15 protein-coding genes are annotated in these 14,187 nt (G+C 72.7%); 2 read left to right on the forward strand and 13 right to left on the reverse strand.

Annotated elements, in window-relative coordinates; all coding sequences use genetic code 11:
• Positions 1–206: 206 nt before the first annotated feature.
• The gene (locus tag PCA76_RS17350) at positions 207–890 is read left to right on the forward strand and encodes an SGNH/GDSL hydrolase family protein (RefSeq protein ID WP_272611472.1); all 684 of its coding nucleotides are present in this window, start codon (positions 207–209) and stop codon (positions 888–890) included.
• 81 nt (positions 891–971) lie between these two features.
• Here the strand turns inward: PCA76_RS17350 and PCA76_RS17355 are convergent, their stop codons facing one another.
• From PCA76_RS17355 to PCA76_RS17410, 12 genes are all read right to left on the reverse strand, one after another.
• Positions 972–2,330: a hypothetical protein gene (locus tag PCA76_RS17355; protein ID WP_272611473.1), complete on the reverse strand. Its 1,359-nt coding sequence runs from the start codon at positions 2,328–2,330 to the stop codon at positions 972–974.
• Positions 2,327–3,295 (reverse strand): alpha-ketoacid dehydrogenase subunit beta, encoded by a 969-nt coding sequence (locus PCA76_RS17360; RefSeq protein ID WP_272611474.1) that lies wholly within the window; start codon positions 3,293–3,295, stop codon positions 2,327–2,329. Before PCA76_RS17360 ends, PCA76_RS17355 begins: the two co-directional genes overlap by 4 nt.
• Position 3,296: 1 nt before the next feature.
• Positions 3,297–4,268: a thiamine pyrophosphate-dependent dehydrogenase E1 component subunit alpha gene (locus PCA76_RS17365; protein ID WP_272611475.1), complete on the reverse strand. Its 972-nt coding sequence runs from the start codon at positions 4,266–4,268 to the stop codon at positions 3,297–3,299.
• A complete protein-coding gene (locus PCA76_RS17370) occupies positions 4,265–5,056 on the reverse strand; it encodes a DUF3050 domain-containing protein (protein ID WP_272611476.1) in 792 nt (263 codons plus the stop codon). The genes PCA76_RS17365 and PCA76_RS17370 overlap by 4 nt, the downstream gene beginning before the upstream one ends.
• 1 nt (position 5,057) lies before the next feature.
• Positions 5,058–5,966 (reverse strand): phytanoyl-CoA dioxygenase family protein, encoded by a 909-nt coding sequence (locus tag PCA76_RS17375; RefSeq protein ID WP_272611477.1) that lies wholly within the window; start codon positions 5,964–5,966, stop codon positions 5,058–5,060.
• Positions 5,963–7,054, reverse strand: a complete 1,092-nt coding sequence (gene hppD / locus PCA76_RS17380) for a 4-hydroxyphenylpyruvate dioxygenase (RefSeq protein WP_272611478.1) — start codon at positions 7,052–7,054, stop codon at positions 5,963–5,965. Before hppD ends, PCA76_RS17375 begins: the two co-directional genes overlap by 4 nt.
• 74 nt (positions 7,055–7,128) lie before the next feature.
• Positions 7,129–8,367 (reverse strand): beta-ketoacyl-[acyl-carrier-protein] synthase family protein, encoded by a 1,239-nt coding sequence (locus PCA76_RS17385; RefSeq protein WP_272611479.1) that lies wholly within the window; start codon positions 8,365–8,367, stop codon positions 7,129–7,131.
• Complete coding sequence (locus tag PCA76_RS17390; protein ID WP_272611480.1) at positions 8,364–9,980, reverse strand: class I adenylate-forming enzyme family protein; 1,617 nt, start codon at positions 9,978–9,980, stop codon at positions 8,364–8,366. Before PCA76_RS17390 ends, PCA76_RS17385 begins: the two co-directional genes overlap by 4 nt.
• The gene (locus tag PCA76_RS17395) at positions 9,977–10,459 is read right to left on the reverse strand and encodes a beta-ketoacyl synthase chain length factor (RefSeq protein WP_272611481.1); all 483 of its coding nucleotides are present in this window, start codon (positions 10,457–10,459) and stop codon (positions 9,977–9,979) included. Before PCA76_RS17395 ends, PCA76_RS17390 begins: the two co-directional genes overlap by 4 nt.
• 98 nt (positions 10,460–10,557) lie before the next feature.
• The gene (locus tag PCA76_RS17400; RefSeq protein WP_272611482.1) at positions 10,558–11,670 is read right to left on the reverse strand and encodes a beta-ketoacyl-[acyl-carrier-protein] synthase family protein; all 1,113 of its coding nucleotides are present in this window, start codon (positions 11,668–11,670) and stop codon (positions 10,558–10,560) included.
• Positions 11,663–11,908 carry an acyl carrier protein gene (locus tag PCA76_RS17405; protein WP_272611483.1) on the reverse strand — a complete coding sequence of 82 codons (246 nt, stop codon included), beginning with the start codon at positions 11,906–11,908 and terminating at the stop codon, positions 11,663–11,665. The genes PCA76_RS17400 and PCA76_RS17405 overlap by 8 nt, the downstream gene beginning before the upstream one ends.
• Positions 11,908–12,174 carry an acyl carrier protein gene (locus PCA76_RS17410; protein ID WP_272611484.1) on the reverse strand — a complete coding sequence of 89 codons (267 nt, stop codon included), beginning with the start codon at positions 12,172–12,174 and terminating at the stop codon, positions 11,908–11,910. Before PCA76_RS17410 ends, PCA76_RS17405 begins: the two co-directional genes overlap by 1 nt.
• Positions 12,175–12,189: 15 nt before the next feature.
• Here PCA76_RS17410 and PCA76_RS17415 point away from each other — a divergent pair, with 15 nt between their 5' ends.
• Positions 12,190–12,912, forward strand: coding sequence for a 4'-phosphopantetheinyl transferase family protein (locus PCA76_RS17415; RefSeq protein ID WP_272611485.1), 723 nt, complete (start codon positions 12,190–12,192; stop codon positions 12,910–12,912).
• Here the strand turns inward: PCA76_RS17415 and PCA76_RS17420 are convergent.
• Positions 12,807–14,156 (reverse strand): class I adenylate-forming enzyme family protein, encoded by a 1,350-nt coding sequence (locus PCA76_RS17420; RefSeq protein ID WP_442930136.1) that lies wholly within the window; start codon positions 14,154–14,156, stop codon positions 12,807–12,809. The two genes, PCA76_RS17415 and PCA76_RS17420, sit on opposite strands and share 106 nt — an antisense overlap.
• Positions 14,157–14,187: the final 31 nt, after the last annotated feature.

Genomic DNA, 14,187 nt, shown 5'->3' on the forward strand with positions numbered 1-14,187 from the left:
CCCAGGGATCCGCCCAGGTCAGGCCCAGGCTTTCACGCGATGTCGGCTCACCGCCCATCGTGACCCGTCGGTGCCAACGCCCCGCCCCGGCCCGCCGACGCCACCACCCCGGCGACGCCAATCCGACAGCGCCAGCCATTCGCGGCGAGGCTTACGGGCTGCGCCGGTCCTGGCCGGGTGACCCGCCGGTCGGTTAGCGTGCCGGCATGCCATCGACGCTCACCGAATCGACGGATCCGTACTGCCTCCGCTCCGGCGAGGCCGCCGAGCTGCTGCGCGGGCATCCGTGGCGACGGTTCGTGGCGCTCGGCGACAGCGTCGTGGAGGGCATGTGCGAGCCGACGCCGGGCTACCCGGACGTGCAGTGGGTCGACCGGATCGCCGCCGAGTTGACGGGCGTACGCCCCGGGCTGGCGTACCGGAACCTGGGTCGACGCGGGCTGCGCGCGCACCAGGTGCGGGCCTCCCAGCTCGCGCCGGCGCTGGCCTTCGCGCCGGATCTGGCGCTGGTCGTCTGTGGTGGCAACGACGCCTTTCACCCGGCGTACGACGCGGACGCGGTGGACGAAGAGCTGACCGCGATGATCAGCGCCCTGCGCGGGGCCGGCGCAGACGTGATCACCGTGGGCATGTTCGACGTCTCGCACAGCCCGGCGGTGCCCGAGCACGTACGGGCCGGCCTCGGGCAACGGATGCGCCGCCTGTCCGCACACACGGCAGGGCTGGCCGAACGGCTGAACACCGTCCACGTGCACCTGACCGACCACCCGCTGACGGCGGACCCGACCCTCTACAGCACCGACGGCCGCCACGGCAGCGCCCGCAGCGACGCCATAGCAGCGGCAGAAACCCTCCGCCGCCTGTCCACCCACCTCAACCCGCCCCGTTGATCATGAAGTTATCGCCACCGACTGCCGCGTGTCGTGACAACAACTTCATGATCGACGCGAGAAGGGTGGGGTGGGACCGGGTTAGTTGTGGAGGAGGATTCCTGTTAGGAGGACCCCGTGGGCCAGGTTGAGGATTCCGTCGCAGCCGGGGTAGCCCACCCGGGCCAGGGCACCGGAGGCCCGGCGGCCGAACAGGTACGGGGCGAGCGAATACGGGACGTCGGCCGTGACCGTCTCCCCCGTCTCGATCTGCACGAAGTCCATCGGCACCCGGTCGGTCGGTAGGTATTCCTGCAGGATCGCGCCGCCTTGGTCGACGGCGGCGCGCAGGCCGCCGGCCCAGTCTTCCGGGCTCAGTTCCGGGCCGAGCAGCACGCCGTGCCCGGCTGAGCCGTCGGCCGGTTTCGCCACCAGCTCCGCCTGCTCGGCGATCGCTCGGTCGAGCACCGCGGCGGTCAACGGCACCGTGAACGGCACGTGCCGACGGATCAGCGCCTGGTCGTCGGCGGGCAGCCCGTCCACGTCCTCCCACAGCCAAGCGAACGTGGTCTTGTTGCCGAGCAGCCAGGCCGACGCCGAGACGAACATCGGCAGCGTGCCGGCGGTCAGCGCACCGGCCACCGCGTCCAGGCCGGCGGTCGGGGTGACCCGGTTCGGCACGAACAGCCGGAACAGCGCATCGACCGGCCTGCCGTCGACCACCAGCCGATTGTCCGCGTCCAGGGTGGCGGTGGATACCGGCGCGATGACCAGGTCGATGCCGAAGTCCCGGGCCCGTACGGCCAGTGGGTCGAGGATCCGGATGAACGTCTCCGGGTCGTCCAGGCCCGGGTAGTCCGAGTCGAAGTCCATCAGCAGTGCCACCCGGGCACCATCGGGCAACCGCAGCTCCTCGCGGATCGCCACGAACCGCTGGTCCAGCAGCGACGCCGCCGCCCGTACCGGCAGGCCGTCCAGGATGCCCTGCTCCCGGTAGAGCTGCGCGAACCGCTGGATGACGGTGTCAGCGTCGAACCCGCCGCCGAGGCTGCTGTCGATGTTGTACTCGACGAACTTCGGCACCCCCGCGGAGAAGATCACATCCGGGCGGTACGCGGCCAGCAGTGCCTCGGTCAGCACCTCCGACTCGTCCAGCAGCCGGGTCTCCCCCGCCGGTACGCCGAGGAGCCGGCGCAACTCACCGGCGGTGTCCACCCGACGACGGCAGGCGTCGAGGATCAGTTGGGCGAGCCGGTCGCAGACCTCGTTCAGCTCCCGCCAGGCGTCGGCGTCGAGCACCGGGGGTCGGGCCAACCGCCACTGCTTGTTGTAGGTGGCCCGGCCGTGGAAGACCCGCTCCCAGGCCGCCGTCCCACTGGCCACCATGGCGCGGCGGGCCGGCTCCGGCAGCTCGGTCCAGGCCTGGTCGGCCGCCGGCCACGCGTAGTTCGGGTCGATCATGATCCGTCCTTCATGGTCAGGTGGATGGCGGTGGCGAGCTGGTCCCGACCGGGCTGGACGGCCCGGTCCAGCGCGGGTGCGAACGGCAGCACCGCCCCGTCCGGGCGGGTGACGCGGCGCGGCGGGGCGAGCAGCCGGACCCGTTCCACCACCGAGGCGATGATCTCGGCGGCGATGCCGCAGGAGCGGTTGGCGTCGTCGACGACCACGAGCCGCCCGGTGCGGGCCACCGACTCGGTCAACCCGTCGATGTCGAACGGGTACACCGTGCGCGGGTCGAACACCTCCACCGACACCTGGTCGGCCAACTCCTCGGCGACCGCGAGCGCGTCGTGCACCAGGTGCCCGACCGCGACCACGGTGACGTCGTCGCCGAATCGGTGGATCCGGCCCCGACCCAGCGGCACCGGCACCAGGTCGTCGACGTCCTCCCGCGTGTCCATGGCACCGGCGGGGGCGAACACCACCACCGGGTCGTCGTGGCGGATCGCGGTGACCAGCAGCCCGTACGCGTCGGCCGGGGTGGCCGGCACGACGGTGACCACGCCGACGTGGGCGAAGAGGCTGTACGGGTGGTCGGAGTGCTGCCCGGCCCAGCCGGTACGTGAACCGGAGCCGGGCACCAGGTAGGTGACGGGCACGGCGCACTGACCGCCGGTCATCAGGGGGAACTTGTGCGCGTGGTTGACGATCTGTTCGAAGACCAGGTACAGCAGCGACGGGATCTGGAACTCGAGCACCGGCCGTAGCCCGGCCAGCGCCGCCCCGGTGGCGAAGCTGGTGAACGCCTGCTCGGACAGGGGGGTGTCGCGTACCCGCTCGGTCCCGAAGCGCTTGGCCAGGCCGGTGGTCACCAGCGACGCGCCGACCTGGATGTCCTCTCCGAGCAGGAACACCGCCTCGTCGCGGGCCAGCTCGTCGGCGAGGGCCCGGGTCAGTGCCCGGCGGTACGACAGTCGGGGCACCTCAACCACCTCCGGTGCGGGCGGTCATGCCGCTGGCGTACAGGTGGGCCAACGCGTCGGCCGGGTCGGGCTCCGGGCTGGCCAGGGCGAACCGCACCGCCGCGTCGAGGGTCGCCTCGACCTCGGCGTCCACGGCGGCGCGGTCGGTGTCGGTGAGGCGTTCGCCCTGGATGCGCACCGGGTCCCGGACCCGGCCACGGGTCACCTCGTCGGGCGGGCGGTAGTCGAGGCGTACCGCGTGTTCGAAGGTGTGGTGGACGTCGAAGCGGTAGGTGCGGGCCTCGATCAGCTCGGGGCCGCCGCCGGCGCGCATCCGCTCGACGGCGGCGGCCGCGGCGATGCGTACCGTCTCGGGGTCCTGGCCGTCGACCTGGACGGCCGGGATGCCGAACGCGGCGGCCCGGCCTTCGATGCTGCCGGCCACCGCGCCGGTGACCGGCATGGTGGTGGCGTAGCCGTTGTTCTCGCAGACGAACAGCACCGGCACCCGCCAGAGCGCGGCCAGGTTGAACGCCTCCAGCAGCATCCCCTCGTTGACCGCGCCGTCACCGAAGAAGCTCACCCCGACGGTGTCGCGCCCCCAGCGACGGTGGGCCCAGACCGCGCCCGTGATGATCGCCCCGGAGGCGCCGACGATCGCGTTGGCGCCGAGCACGCCGAGGCTGAAGTCCGCGGCGTGCATCGAACCGCCCCGGCCGGCGTTGAGGCCGGTGACCCGGCCGCACAGCTCGGCGAGCATCCGGGCCGGGTCCGCGCCGCGCGCCAGGACGTGCCCGTGCCCGCGGTGGGTGCCGGCGATCACGTCGTCGACACCCAGCGCGGCGCACACACCGGCGGCGATCCCCTCCTGACCCAGGTACGGGTGGATGCCGCCGACGATCTGCCCACCGTGGACCAGCTCCACCGCCCGCTCCTCGAACCGGCGGATCAGCCGGACCGTGCGGTAGAGCCGGACCTGGTCGGCGTCGGTCACGCCGGCCCCTTGATGGTGGCCAGGATGTCGTCCCAGAAACGGGACCGGGCGGCCAGCGCGGTGTTGACGGTGTCGGCGCACTCCTGCCACTTGGTGTCGTCGTCGCCGCACAGGTCGGCGAGCATCTGCATGGCCATCGGGGTGTGCTGCTCGCCGTCGACCTCGATGTGCCGCTCCAGGTAGTCGACGAACGTGTGCAGCCGGTTGCTGCGCTCGTTGACCGAGACGACCTGCGTGAACATGTCCGGGATCAGGTCCTCCCGACCGAACGCGAACGCCGCTGCCTGGCAGTGCACCGGGGTCGACTCGATGATCTGCCAGGTCGTGCCGGCGAACCTCGCCGACGCCTCCGGCACCCCGGCCTCGGTGAGCGCCTCGGTGACCGGCCGACCGGCGCGCAGCAGGTCGACGAGAGCGTCCACGGCCGTGGTGTCCGCGCCGGCCTCCCGCATGCCCTGCACGTACAGCTCGAAGTGGCTGATGTAGCCCCCGCCCAGCTCGTCGCTCTCCTCCACCATCACGATGTCGTTGATGAGGCGGCGGCTGCCGGTCGGGCCGGTCGGGATCCACGGCACGGTGACGCAGGTCAGCTGCCGCTGCAACGACTTCAGCAGGGACATGAAGTCCCAGACCGCGAAGACGTGGTGCTCCATGAAGGTGACCAACGCCTCGTGGGTGTCCAGGTTGGCGTAGAGCGGGTGCTCGACCACGGCGTCACGCCGGTCGGTCACCGCCCGCTCCAGTCGCTCGATCCCCGGGTGCGTCTTACCCCAGTCGTACCGTGACATGTCAGCCTCCCTGCTGGGCGCGGTGGCGCCAGATGACCGGGCAGTAGTCGGGGTCCGCGTAGTCCGGCCGCCCGTCGTGGGTGCGGCGGACCAGCACGTCGTGGTTGTACGCGGCGAGTGTGCCGTCGGAGAGCGGATACTCCCGCCAGGCGTTGTCGCCGTCCTGCAGGTGCAGCGAGATCGCCTGGCGGGGGCGACCGCTGACGTTCGGGCCGCTGCCGTGGTAGGTGCGGCAGTGGTGGAAACTCAGGTGTCCCTTGGGGATCACCATCGGGATCTTGCGGATCTCTGCGCCGTTGTGTGCCGCGTTCTCGGCCAGCATCTCCTCCAGCTGGCTGCGGTCCCGGTCGGCGAAGTGCCGCACCACGGTGTCGTCGGCACCGATCTCCTTCCACCGGTGCGACCCGTCGACCATCGTGATGGTGCCCATCTCCTCCCCGCAGTCGTGGAAGGGGATGAACGCGGTGAGCATCTTCTCCGACGACGACGACGCCCAGTAGTGCTTGTCGAAGTGCCAGGGCACGATGTTGCTCGGCTCGCCGGAGATCGGCGGCTTGTAGATCAGCGTGGACTGGAAGACGCGGATCTCGTCGGCCTGGGCCAGCCGCGCGGCGACCGCGCCGATCAGCGGCTTGCGCAGGATCGCGCCGAGGCCGTCGTGTTCGTGGTGGACGTAGTCGTTGTGCCGCTGCACCGGCCCTCTGGATGGCTCCCAGTAGGCCAGCTTCGGTGGACGCACCGGCAGCCGGCGGTCCCGCTCGCCGTCGTAGTAGCGCTGCGTGGCGGCGGCGAGGGCGTCCACCTCGTCGTCGGTGAAGAGCTTCTTCGACAGATACCAGCCGTGCTCGGCGTAGTGCCGCACGTCGTCGTCGGAGGGCAGCAGAGCCTGCTCCTCGGCGGTGAACCTCACGCCCCCACCTCCTGTGGTGCGACCGCCACGGCGGCCAGTTCCCGTTCCTTGGCCTCGTAGAGCGCCTTGATGTTGCCGCTGCCGAAGCCGCGCGCACCGCGCCGCTCGATCAGCTCCAGGAAGAGCGTGCGGCGAACGTGCATCGACTCGGCGAAGATCTGCAACAGCTGGCCGTCGTGGTCGGAGTCGACGAGCACACCCAGCTCGCGTAGCCGGTCCAGCGGCGCGTCCACCGCACCGACCCGCGCCTCCAGGGAGTCGTAGTAGCTGCCGGGGGTGCCCGCGAAGCGCACCCCGCGCCGCCCCAGCGCCTCCACCGCGCCGACGATGTCGTCGGTGCGCAGCCCCAGGTGCTGCACCCCACCACCGGCGTGCTGGTCGAGGAACGCGTCGATCTGCCCCGGCCGCCGGGTGCGGTCCGGTTCGAGCAGCACGACGGTGACCCGCCCGGACGGGCTCTGCACCACCTTCGAGTTCATCCCCTGCCCGCCGACCTCGATGTGCTCCTCGAAGATCTGCGCGAAGTCGAACAGCGTCTCGAAGTGCCGGACCGTCTCGTCGAGCTGGTCGGGTGGCACGCAGACCGCCAGGTGGTCGATCTCGGCGAGCACCGGCGGGTGCCCGTCGACCGTGGATGGTGTCGGTGTGATGGCGCCGGGCAGGAACTCGCCCCGGTCGCCCCGGCGCTGCACCAGCCGGTGTCGCACGTCGGCGAAGCCGTCGACCTCGGCGGTCACCACCTCGGCGTTCGCGCCGGTGACGGTGGTCGGTGGCGTCACCCCGGTCGCGCCCCGACCCACCAGCTCGGCGTACGCGGCCGCGACGTCGTCGACCTCGACCGCGACGACCGCGATGCCGTCACCGTGGCGTTGCACGTACCTCGCCGCCGGGTGCTCGGCGCTCAGCCCGGAGGTGAGCAGCAACCGGATGTCGCCGTGACAGAGCAGCAGTGAACGCTGCCCCGCCAGCCCGGTCTCCGGGCCACCCTGGCCGCAGATCTCGAAGCCGACGGCGGTACTGAAGTAGAAGGCCGCCTGCCGGGCGTCCCCCACGTAGAGTTCGATGTGGTCGATACCACGGATGTCCATGTCCCCTGAACCCTTCCCACACAGTTCCCCCTGTGTTGCCGTCCGGACGCCCCCCGCCCGGGATGCCGCGTCGATCACCTCCTCGGTTCGGCGACGCGCGCGAGCAGCAGGCTCACGTTCTGACCGCCGAACCCGAACGAGTTGGTGACCGCGTACTCCGGGTCGGCCTTGCGGGGCGTGCCACGGATGTGGTCCGCCGGGCAGGCCGGGTCCGGGTCGTCGAGGTGGTACGTCGGCGGCAGGAGCCCCCGACCGAGCGCCAACGCCGTGACCGCCGCCTCCAGCACGCCGGAGGCCCCGAGCAGGTGACCGGTGAGCGCCTTGGTGGAGCTGACCGGCACACCGCCGACGCCGAAGACGTCGGCCAACGCGGTGGTCTCCGCGATGTCGCCGAGCTTCGTGGCGGTGCCGTGCGCGTTGACGTAACCGACCGCCGCCGCGGGCACACCGGCGCTGCGCAGCGCGCGGCGGATGCAGGCCGCCGCGCCGGCGCCGTCCGGGCGGGGCGCGGTCGGGTGGTACGCGTCGGTGGTCGCCCCGAAGCCGGCCACCTCGGCGTACGCGGTGACACCGCGCGCGGCGGCGTGCTCGGCGCGTTCCAGCACCAACAGCGCGGCGCCCTCGGCCAGCACGAAGCCGCTACGGGAGGTGTCGAACGGCCGGCTCGCCCGGGCCGGGTCGTCCCCGGCGCGGGCCAGCGCCCGCGCGTTGGCGAAGGTGTCGGCGAAGGTCGGGAAGAGCGGTGCCTCGCTGGCCCCGCAGAGCACCACGTCGGCTTCTCCGGTCGCGATCAGCCGGACGGCATCGGCGACCGCCTGGGCACCGGAGGCGCAGGCGGTGCCGACCGACGAGCTGTAGCCCCGGATGCCGTGCGCGATGGCGATCCGCGCCGCCGGCATGTTCGGCAGGATCCCGGTGAGCAGGTACGGGCTGACCGCCGCCCGACCCCGGGCGGCCCTGGCCAGCACCTGCGACTCCAGGGTGGCCATCCCACCGACACCACCGACGATCACGCCGATCCGGTCGGGGTCGACGTCGCGGCCCACCTCGATGCCGGCGTCGGCGAGCGCGTCGGCGGCGGTGAGGAGCGCGAGCACCACGATCCGGTCCAGCACCCGGGTCTCCGGCCCGGACGCGACGGTGCGCGGGTCGATGTCGGGCAGCAGGCCTGCGACGTCCAGCGACTCCCGCGCCGGGTGTCCGTCGGGCGGGCGGGTCAGCCCGGAACGGCCGGTGGTGAGCGCGTCGAACGTCTCCTCGACGCCCCGCCCGACGGGGGTGAACAGACCCATCCCGGTGATCAGAGCCGTCATGAGGCTGCCTCGCTGAGGTAACGCTCGCGCAGGACCACCTTGCGGACCTTGCCGGTCACGGTGACCGGGATGTCGGCGGAGCGCACCGGCACGACCCGGCGCAGCGTGGCGCCGACGTCCGGGCCGAGTGCCACGCGGACCCGCTCGGTGCGATCCTCGGCCTCGTCGGCGCCGGCGGCCAACTCCAGCAGCACGTCGGTGACCACCCCGCCGGCCTCGGCGACGATCACCACCGTGCAGTCGGTGACGTCCGGGCAGTCGGCGAGGATCCGCTCCTCGGACCACGCGGTGTAGAAGCGTCTTCCGTCGCCGGCGTCGACCGAGTCCACGGCCCGGTCCAGGTGGTAGTAGCGGCCGTCGGCGTCGGCGCGGACCAGGTCGCCGGTGAGGTACCAGCCGCGCTGACGGAACCGGTGGGTGGTGACCGAGTCGTTCCAGTAGCCGCGGAACAGCGACGGCGAGTCGATGCCCAGGAAACCCACCTCGCCGGTCGGCACCGGCTCGCCGTCGGCGTCGAGCACCGCGACCTTGGTGAACTGGTACGGGCGGCCGATGCAGCGGCCGTACCGGTCGGTGTCGGAGCGGTGGGTGATGTGGAACATCGAGTGCCCCATCTCGCTGGAGCCCAGGCCGTCGATGAAGACCGAGCCGGGCACCCTCGCCACCCCGTCGCGGGTGACGGTGTCGTGCCAACCGACCGCGACCAGCCGACGGATGTGCGGCTCGTGCGAGCAGTCACCGGTGTTGAACCACAGCCGCACCGAGTCCAGGTCGTACCCGGACAGGTCGAAGCGGGCCAGTTCCGCCCAGGTGACCGAGAAGCCGAACACGCCGTCGGGGCGCCATCGTTGGATCGCGTCCAGCACCCGCTCGCCGCCCTGCTCGGACAGCAGGAGCATCTCCGCCCGGTTGCCCAGCGCCTGGTTGACCATCAGCACCGTGGCGGTGTGCGGGGCGGGCAGCGCGTTGAGGATCCGGCTGGTGCCCTGCGCCTGCGGCATGGTCAGCAGGTGCCGGGTCGCGGCGAAGAGGCTGGCGTGCGAGTGCAGCACCGCCTTGGGGACACCGGTCGTCCCGGAGGTGTGGGTGATGACGATCGGGTCGTCCGGGTGGTGCCGGTAGTGCGCCGGGGCGGCGGCCGGGTCGCCGGTGCCGGCCTGTGCGGGCGTGCCGAGCAGCGGTACGCCCAGGTCGTGCCCGGCCAGCAGCGCGGTGTGCGCGTCATCGGCGAGCACACCGACGCCCCGCAGCCGACGGATGTACTCGGCGGCGATCTCCGGACGGAGTTTGCCGTTCATCAGCGCCGGGATCGCCCCGAGCCGGGCCAGGGCCAGGAAGCTGAGCACCATGTCGGCGGCGGCGGTGGCCCAGACGGCGACCGGGTCGCGGGGGCGTACCCCGCGCTCGTGCAGCCAGGCGGCACGGGCGGCGACCCGCTCGTCCAGCCGCCCCAGCGTGAGCGGCGCCTCGGCCGGGTGCCCGTCGACAGCGGTGTCGAAGGTCAGCCCAGGCCCGTCCGGGTCGGCGCCGTGCGCCAGCACCCGGGCCAGAACGTTGCCCGCGCCCAGCTCGGTGTCGGCGGCCAACGCGCCGCGTAGTCCTCGCGTCCTCATGGTCGTTCTTCTCCCCCCAGCAGCACCGCGACCGCCTCGGTCGGCGCGTCGGGTGTCTGTTCGATCAGGATCAGCAACACCTCGTCGGCGTCGCCGTCGTACCGCAGCAGGTCCGCCTCGGCGCTGCCGTCGGCGTACGGGTCACCGGTGGGGCTCAGGCAGACCACCGGGCCGCGCAGGCCCCAGCGGGCCGCGATGTACCCGGCGACGCTGTTGGGCACGGACTGGAAGAAGAACAGCGGGCCGATCCGCCCGCCGGCCTCGACAGTCGCCCGGACGTGCTCCGCGCTGACGAGATCGCCGCTGGCGCTGACGAGCACGATCCCCGTCCGCACCCCGTCCGACACCCCCGCCGACCCGTACCGCCGCCGCAGACACCGCTCCGCGACGGCCACCACGACGGGCGCAAACCCCGAAAGAACGAATCCCGGAACCCCCGGCGCGACCCCATCCCCCACCTCAGGCCACCGCGCCCACACCTCTCCCCGCGGCGATCTTGCAGTTTCGGTCGCCGGTTCGCGTGCTTCGCCGGATTCGTCGGGACAGAAAGTGCAAGATCGCGGGGAGTGGGGGGCGGTCACGGGGTGCCGACCAGGAGTGCGGTGTTGGCGCCCCCGAAGGCGGCGTTGAGGGTCAGCGCGTGGGTTGCGGTTGTTTTGCGGGGACGGTCGGTGATGACGTTGAGGGGGCATGCCTCGTCCGGGCCTCGCCAGCCGGCGTTGACGGGCAGTTCGCCGTGTCGCAGCGCCAGCGCGGTGACCACCAGTTCGAGCAACCCGGACGCCTCCAGCGCGTGCCCGTGCACCGACTTCGTGGAGCTGACCGGGACCTGCGCGGCGTGGCCGCCGAGAGCCCGGCGCAGTGCCGCCGCCTCGGCGACGTCGCTCTGCGTGGTGCCGGTGGCGTTGGCGTTGACGTAACCGACGGCCTGCGGCGACAACCCGGCTCGGCGCAGCGCGGCGTCGACCGCGCGGGCCAGCCCGGCGCCGGTCGGATCCGGTTGGCACGGGTGGAACGCGTCCCCGGCCCGCCCCCAACCGGCCACGGTGGCCACCGGCTCGGCGCCGCGTCGCCGGCTCACGGTGCTCGACTCGAGGACCACCGCGGCCACGCCGTCGCCGAGCAGCAGTCCCCGCCGGCCGGCGCTGAACGGGCGGACCGCCCCGTCGACCGCGAGGGCCCGACCGGCGTCGAAGAGCGCGAACTGGTCCGGCTCCACCAGGTACCCGGCGGCGACCACCACCCGGTCCACGTCACCCCTGGTGATCAGGGTTGCCGCGTCGGCCACCGCCGTGCTCGCCGACACGCAGGCGCTGGTGTAGACCCGGGTGTGGCCGGAGAGCCCACATCGGACGACGAGTTGGTCGGCGAGCGCGGCCGGGGTTGGGCCCGCGCCCGGCGCCGGTCCGCCGTGCACGGCGAGCAGCAGGGCGCACTGTGCCCGCTGCGCGCGGTCCACACCGGCCACCCGGCACGCCGCGTCGATCGCGGCGGCCAGTTCGTCGGGGAGCGTACCGACGTCGGGCAGGGTGGCCGCCACGGTGACCCGGCGGGCGGCGGTGTCGAAGCGGCGTACCGGGGCGAACGCCGGCACACCGGCCAGCACACCGGCGAGCTGCGCCCCGGCGCCCCGACCCAGGGCGCTGAGAGCGTGTACGCCGGTGAGCTGGATGACGCGCGGCTCAGCCATCTGTGGGGGCGCTCAACGACGCCCGGAACACCGCCAGGGCGTCATCGACGGTACGGATGCCGGCCAGTTCGTCATCGGTGAGGTCGAGCTGACGCTCGTAGCGCTGCTCGACGAGGTGCACCAGCCAGGCGAGCTCCATCGAGCCGATCCGGTCGGGCACCTCGGCGGACGGTTTCGCGGTGAGTTCGGCGAGCATGGTCAGCAGGTCAGCTCGCCCCAGGTCGGGCTGACCGCTCATCAGGCTTTGTCGCTCGTCGCCTCGGTGACACGGTTGGCGACCATGGTGGTGAACTCGCCGACCGTCATCAGGGCCAACTGCTCCGATTCGTCGTCGGCGAACGTCACGCCGTACCGGTCCTCGACGCGGACGGACAGGTCGGCCAGGGCAAGGGACTCCAGGTCGACACCGGACGGGCCGAGCGTGGTGTCGTCGTCGAGCCCCTCGACGTCGTAGTTCATGTCGGCGAGCTGCTCGACGACGAAGGCGCGGACCTCGGCTCTCATGGTTACCCTCTCTGCGTGGGCCAGTTGACGGCGTCCGGTCGGGACACCGCCTACGTGTGGGTCGGTCGGGATGCCGGCGGTCAGCCGGATCCGGCCGCTGTGCTGCTGCGACGGGCGGGCACTGTGCTGCTCGACCGCGCGGAGACCGAGCTGGTGCTGACGCACGGTCCTGGTGGGAGACCCGTCGTCCGGGTCGACGAACACACGACCCGGTCGGTCGAGTTGGCGGTCAGCGTCAGCCGCACCGCCGGCCTGGTGGTGGTCGCCGCCCGTCGTGCCGGCGCGGTCGGCGTGGACGTGGAGCGGATCCGCCCGCTGCCCGCGCTCGCGCTGGCCCGCCGCTGGTTCCCGCCCGCCGAGTCGGCCTGGTTGGCCGATCGGCCCGAGGCTGGCCGGGCGGTGGACTTCCTGCGGCTGTGGACCGCGAAGGAAGCGGTCGGCAAGGCCCTCGGGCTGGGGCTGCGCGACGGCGGGCTGCGCCGGGAGATGCCGCCGCCGGGGCTGCCGTTGCGACCGGTGCCCGGCGGCGAGATCCTGCGGGTCGGCCACCCGGAGCTGGGCGGAGGGCTCGTCCTGGCGGTCGCGGTGCACGCCACGGCCCACGTCGAGGTCGAGGTGGTGCAGCGGGCCGGTCACGGCGTGGCCGCCGAACGCAGCGCGTCGGTCGAGCGGACCAGCTTGCCGGTGGTGGTGCGGGGCAACTGGTCGAGCAGGTGCAGCACCCGGGGCCGCTTGTAGCCGGCCAACCGCCCGGCGAGGAGCTTGTCCAGCGTCTCCTCCGACAGCGGGCCGTCCGGTTGGACGTACGCGGTGATGCCGTCGTCCCACACGACCACCGCGGCGGCCACCCCGGCCAACCCGGCGACGGTTGCCTCCACCTCGGTCAGGTCGACCTTCATCCCGCCGACGGAGACCTGTGAGTCGAGTCGGCCGCGCACGGTGACCAGGCCGGTGTCGGGATCGACGGTGCCGGCGTCGCGGGTGTGCAGCCAGCCGTCGGCCCACCGGGTCGGGTCGCTCAGCCCGACGTACGGCGACGCCGGGCAGGACACCCACAGTTCGCCGTCGGACTCCCGGACCGCGATGCCGGGCGCCGGGGCGATCGAGGGTCGGTGCGACCCGTGCAGGTCGGTGCCGATCACCCCGACCTCGGTCATCCCGTACATGTTGCCCAGCGGCACGCCGTACCGGTCGGTGAAGGCCTGGGCGACCGCGGCCTGCACCAGCTCACCGCCGGTGGTCATCCGCCGCAGCTGCGGCAGTGGACCGGCCGGCCGGGTGGAGGCGAGCAGTCCGATGTGGAACGGCACGCCCAGCACGGTGGCCGGCGTGGCGTCGGCGCTGATCGCGGCCAGCACGGCGTCGCCGCTGAGCCGTTCCGGCGGCACCAGCTCGACCCCGGCGCGCAGGCCGTAGAGCAGGCCGCCGACCAGGCCGAGCACGTGCACCATCGAGGGCAGCAGGATGATCCGCTCGCCGGGCAGCGCCACGCCGTCGATCCGGGTGTAGCGGTGCACCTCGGCGACCAGGTCGGCAGCGGTGCGGCCGATCACCTTGGACGGGCCGGTGGAGCCGGAGCTGAGCTGGATCACGGCGTGGCCGCTGACCGCCGGACGGTCGGCGTACCGGGTCACGCCTTCGGTGACGTCGACGAAGATCCTCAACGCGCCGCCGCCGGTGCGTATCGGCGCGACCACCACCTGCGGGGTGAGCCGGACGAGTGCCCGGTCCACCTCGTGGTCGGTCAGCCGGTGGTCGAGCAGGATCGCCTGTGCACCGGCGCGCCAGGTGGCGAGCAGGTTCACCACGTACGCCAGCGACGGCGGCAGCCGCAGCGCGGCAGCGCCACCGGGGCGCAGTCCAGCCGCGGTGAGCCGGTCCTGCGCGGCAGTGACCAGCCGGTGCAGGGTGGCGCGGTCGATGGGCTCGGGCAGACGCAGACAAACATCGGCCGGCCGGCCGGCGAACAGGACTTCGTCCACCCAGCCGGGGTCTGTCGCCGTAGGATCTTCT

This window comes from Micromonospora sp. LH3U1, assembly GCF_028475105.1.
Taxonomy (GTDB): Bacteria; Actinomycetota; Actinomycetes; order Mycobacteriales; family Micromonosporaceae; genus Micromonospora.